Source organism: Aestuariivirga sp. (assembly GCF_044239095.1).
Taxonomy (GTDB): domain Bacteria; phylum Pseudomonadota; class Alphaproteobacteria; order Rhizobiales; family Aestuariivirgaceae; genus Aestuariivirga.
The window spans coordinates 1-4,676 of record NZ_JBIICB010000313.1; the positions used below are offsets into that span (position 1 = coordinate 1).

At 60.2% G+C, this 4,676-nt stretch carries 4 protein-coding genes and 1 pseudogene; 4 read left to right on the forward strand and 1 reads right to left on the reverse strand.

Translation table 11 applies throughout. The annotated features are described in order from the left end of the window. Positions 1–316 (reverse strand): annotated as a pseudogene (locus ACILRA_RS20025) (hypothetical protein); the annotation flags it as partial. 267 nt (positions 317–583) lie between these two features. Between ACILRA_RS20025 and phnC the strand changes: the two are divergent. From phnC to phnE (ACILRA_RS20045), 4 genes are read left to right on the forward strand one after another with little or no spacing between them, the layout of a single operon-like run. Further along, positions 584–1,393 carry a phosphonate ABC transporter ATP-binding protein gene (phnC, locus tag ACILRA_RS20030; RefSeq protein WP_395663819.1) on the forward strand — a complete coding sequence of 270 codons (810 nt, stop codon included), beginning with the start codon at positions 584–586 and terminating at the stop codon, positions 1,391–1,393. A gap of 42 nt (positions 1,394–1,435) precedes the next feature. Beyond that, positions 1,436–2,344: a phosphonate ABC transporter substrate-binding protein gene (gene phnD / locus ACILRA_RS20035; protein ID WP_395663820.1), complete on the forward strand. Its 909-nt coding sequence runs from the start codon at positions 1,436–1,438 to the stop codon at positions 2,342–2,344. Between the two features lie 54 nt (positions 2,345–2,398). Beyond that, positions 2,399–3,289, forward strand: a complete 891-nt coding sequence (phnE, locus tag ACILRA_RS20040) for a phosphonate ABC transporter, permease protein PhnE (protein WP_395663821.1) — start codon at positions 2,399–2,401, stop codon at positions 3,287–3,289. Continuing rightward, on the forward strand, positions 3,290–4,147 hold the full coding sequence (gene phnE, locus ACILRA_RS20045; protein WP_395663822.1) for a phosphonate ABC transporter, permease protein PhnE: 858 nt from the start codon (positions 3,290–3,292) through the stop codon (positions 4,145–4,147). Positions 4,148–4,676 lie beyond the last annotated feature (529 nt).

The following is a 4,676-nucleotide window of genomic DNA, read 5'->3' on the forward strand; positions in this document are numbered from 1 at the left end:
TCGACCCGCCTGCCGAGAGGCTGATGTAGTTCAGGTCCGCAAAGACGCCCCACGTGCCGTTGTGGGCCTCGGCGACACCCATGGCGGCAAAATCGAGATTCTGGATGATGTCGGAGAAAGGAATGTCGATGTCTACCGGCGAAAAGCCGAAAAGCCCAACGTCACCATTGAGACCGGCAGCCCACGCATAGGGCGCAAGAGTGAATTTCCATTCGCCGGTCTCAGGGGCTGGAGCGAGATCAGCCGCCGTGGCGGGTGCCATGGTCCCGCAGGCCAAAAGCAGCATTGCGGCCGATGCCAAAATTCCATTCTTCATCGACATATCCCCAAGAAGGCTCAACGGCCCCAATCGATCCCGCCGTTTCCGTTCAAATTCTACAAGAGTTTTCTCTCGGAAACTGTCCATTTCCGCACAATTGGGAGAAATGTGACACCCTCGGCACCAATCCTACAACCGCTGCCGGACGGCGCCCAGGAGGGCGAAAGCACGGCAGGCTTCAACTTCCGTCATCCGGATGAGACATGTCCGTCATGAACCTGTCGTTGGCTTCCGATTAAGGAACCAGCCACAGGGACGCACACAATGCTCACGATCCAAGAACTCGGAAAGTCCTACGCAGGTAAGCCGGCGCTTGCCGGTGTCTCCGTCGAGATCGAACGCGGAGCTTTCGTGGGCGTGATCGGCCGATCGGGTGCCGGCAAATCGACGCTGCTGCGCTGCATCAACAGGCTCGTCGATCCAAGCGAAGGCCGTATCCTCTTCGAGGGCAGGGATGTCACCCGCCTCAAGGGCCGGGCGCTGCGGCAGTGGCGCGCCTCCTGTGGCATGATCTTCCAGCAGTTCAATCTGGCTGGACGGCTTGACGTGCTCTCCAATGTGCTGATGGGCCGGATCGGGTCGGTCGGCACGTTTGCGGCAATGATAAAGGCCTGGCCCGAGAAGGAAAAGCTTGCAGCGTTGCGGGCTCTCGACAGGCTCGACCTTGGGGACCTGGCGAGCCAGCGCGCCGAAAGCCTGTCTGGCGGACAGCAGCAGCGGGTCGCGATCGCGCGGACACTGATGCAGGACCCGCACATCATTCTGGCGGATGAGCCTGTCGCATCTCTCGATCCGCGCAATTCCGGCATCGTGATGGATACGCTGCGGGCCCTGAACCGCGAGAACGGCATGACGGTCCTGTGCAATCTCCACTCCCTCGAACTTGCACGCAATTACTGCTCGCGGCTGATCGGGATGAAGGCCGGCCAGATCGTGTTCGACGGCAAGCCGGAGGCGCTCACCGACGAACTCGTCCGCGATCTCTACGGACTAGAAGCAAACGACGTGCTGGACCTTTCGGAAGCGGCGGCACGGCCGGATGACTCGGCGGGCGCCCTTCAAAGCGCCGCCTGACACCGCCTTCCACACAACAGACCCAAAACCAGGAGCCTTGCAATGCTGACGCGCCGTTCCCTCATCAAATCCGCCGCCGCCCTCGCGGCCGTATCCGCCACCGCGACCGCCGCCTTCGCCAGCTGGAAGGAGCAGTATCCGGAACTGATCATCGCCGCCATTCCGGACGAGAACGCCACCGGCATCGAAAAGCGGTACGAGCCCTTCGTGCAGTATCTTTCCAAGCAACTGGGCGTGCCGGTCAAGCTGCGCATCGCCAACGACTATGCCGCCGTGATCGAGGGCCAGATTGCCGGTAACATCCACATCGCGCAGTATGGTCCTGCCGCCTATGCCCGCGCCTACATGAACGGCGCCAAGATCGAGCCGTTCGGCATGCAGGTCAACAAGGACGGGACCAAGGGTTACTACTCGGTCCTGTGGGTCAAGAAGGATTCACCCTACCAGAAGTTCGAGGACCTGAAGGGCAAGAACCTTGGTCTCGTCGACCCCAACTCCACGTCCGGCAACAACGTGCCGCGTTTCGCGATGAACAAGATGGGCATCAAGCCGGAAGAGTTCTTTGCCAACGTGGTCTATGCCGGCAGCCACGAGAACGCCATCATCGCCCTGCAGCAGGGACAGGTGGATGCCGCCTTCAACTGGTGGAATGACGAGAACGAGTCGATGCTCCGCCGCATGGAGCGCAAGGACATGGCGAAGTACGACGACTTCCGCATGATCTTCAAGTCCGACATGATCGTGAACTCTCCGGTGGCCATGCTTTCAGCTCTGCCGGATGAACTCAAGGCCGGCATCAAGGAGGCCTTCTTCAGCATCGCCAAGAACGACCCGGAAGCCTTCCAGGTGCTGACCGATGGTGAGGCTCAGCCCTGGGCTCCGACGAGCCATGCCGACTACGAGGTCATCGTCGAACTCAACAAGTTCGTCGATACGCTCCGCAAGCAGTAACGCCACAGTGGGATCCGCGCCATTGCGCGGGTCCCGCCTATCGCACGCTGGATCATGACCACAGCCACCGCCACACCTTCACGCCCCACGGCCGAACGTCTGCTGGCGGCATATGAGGCGGAAGCGTCCCGCCAGAGGAAGCTCTATCTCGCAGGCGCCATCGCGCTGGCGATTGTTGTGGCCGCAGCCTCGTGGCTGGCAGAGGTCGACCTTGGCCTCTTCTTCTCCAATATCCACAAGTTTCCAAACTATATCAGCCGCCTTTTCATTCTGGATTCCGGGCCGCAGACCGGCCAGCTCGTCATCTTCGATATCGCCGGATGGTTCTGGGGTTTCGGGAAGTGGCTGCGGCTGATGGCCGATACGTTGCTGATTGCCTATGTCGCGACCATTGTCGGCGCGGCGCTTGGGTTCGCGGCGAGCTTTCTTGCCGCTGGAAATCTCGGCGTCTCAGGGCCCTTGCGCTTTGCCATGCGCCGCATTCTCGAATTTTGCCGCACCGTCCCCGAGTTGGTCTTCGCGCTCATCTTCGTGCTCGCCTTTGGGCTGGGGCCTCTGGCAGGCGTCCTCGCCATCATCGTTCATACGGCGGGAGCGCTCGGCAAGCTGTTCTACGAAGTGCTCGAGAACATCGACCAGAAACCGGTGGAGGGGCTCGTCGCCAGCGGTGCATCCTGGACGCAGACGATGCGCTTCGCTGTTCTGCCGCAGGTGCTGTCCAACTTTGTGAGTTATGCTCTGCTGCGCTTCGAAATCAATGTGCGCGGCGCGTCCGTCATGGGCTTTGTCGGCGCTGGAGGGATCGGTCAGGACCTGATCGAGGCTATCCGCAAGTTCTACTACCCCGACGTATCGGCAATCCTCGTCATGGTCATCGCCACGGTTGCGATCATCGACCTGGTGACCGAACGCATCAGGCAACGCTTCATCGCGGCGGTACATTGAATGAATAAGGATCGCGGCCTGAAGACGCTGGAAGACGCTGCAATACGAACCCGGTATGCAGAGGTCTTTGCACCACGGGGCTACGCGGGGAGCCTGATCACGGCAGCGGCGCTTGCCCTTTTCGTTTATGGCCTGTGGCATCTTGGGTTCTCGTTCTCCAAACTCATCGCCGGCTTCGGCAGCCTGGGCAGCTTTGCCTTAATGATGTTTCCGCCCGACTGGGGTGACACGGCAAGCCTGTGGCGCTACACGAAGGCTCTCGCAGAGACAGTCGCCATCGCATTGCTGGGCACATTGCTGGCGGCAACGATCGCACTTCCGCTGAGCATCATTGCAGCGCGCAACGCCACCGTCTCGCAGGTGCTGCGCTTCTTCACACGGCGAGGCTTCGACACCCTGCGAGGCGTCGAGACGCTGGTATGGGCGCTGATTTGGATCAATGTCGTGGGACTCGGTCCCTTTGCCGGCGTTCTGGCCATCGCAACATCGGACATCGGATCGTTCGGAAAGCTCTTCTCGGAAGCGATCGAGGCATCGGACAAGAGGCCGGTGGAGGGCATCGTGGCCTCCGGAGGCTCCCGTCTTCACGCGATCCGCTTCGGGATACTTCCGCAGGTCGCACCTGTCCTGATCAGCCAGGCACTCTACTACTTCGAATCGAACACGCGCTCGGCCACGATCATCGGAATCGTCGGCGCAGGCGGCATCGGACTTCAACTCTCCGAGCAGATTCGCACTCTTGAGTGGCAAACGGTGTGCTTCATCATCATCATGATTCTGGTGACGGTCTCGGCAATCGACATGCTGTCAACGAGGATCCGCATCGCCCTGATCGGAAAGTCAGTGCCGCCCGTCTAGCGCGCGTTCCGGCCATTGGAAGACTTGCGCTCCAACCGTGCCGTCACCCCAACGAAAGCTGGGGTCCAGCTTTGTGTCAGCATGAACTTCAGCGAAAGCGGGATGCCAGCTTTCGCTGGCATGATGGCGAGAGTTGGGAGTTGACCTCAGCTGACTGCCCGCCGCTCGAATTGCGAAGATGCAACGGATCCAGAGCAGTCATTTCTGTACTGCCGTTGGCACGAATTTCGCCTGTCTGTCGGTGAGGACACGGCGAGCCGTCCGTTGCGGGCAACATTATACCTCAAGCTCTGCCCAAGGCCTCGCCATCAACAGTAAAGACAACAGCCCGGAAGCCAAGCAGGCCAGACCACCAGGACGCCAATCCGAGCGCAGTCGACAACCCACAGTGTAAACAAATGATCGCTGGTACATGATAAATACATGAGCTAGTGGATTGACTCCAACGTTTGGAACCCACGGTTCCGAGCTGCGATGATATCGCCAGGGTTGGCTTTCCATGCGAAGGGTTTGGGACTGGAGGCGTTGT

What these genes read in the sequence shown, in the direction of transcription:
- phnE (WP_395663822.1), top strand. Translation starts at nt 3,290, where the DNA reads ATGAATAAGGATCGCGGCCTGAAGACGCTGGAAGACGCTGCAATACGA.
- phnE (WP_395663821.1), top strand. Translation starts at nt 2,399, where the DNA reads ATGACCACAGCCACCGCCACACCTTCACGCCCCACGGCCGAACGTCTG.
- phnC (WP_395663819.1), top strand. Translation starts at nt 584, where the DNA reads ATGCTCACGATCCAAGAACTCGGAAAGTCCTACGCAGGTAAGCCGGCG.
- phnD (WP_395663820.1), top strand. Translation starts at nt 1,436, where the DNA reads ATGCTGACGCGCCGTTCCCTCATCAAATCCGCCGCCGCCCTCGCGGCC.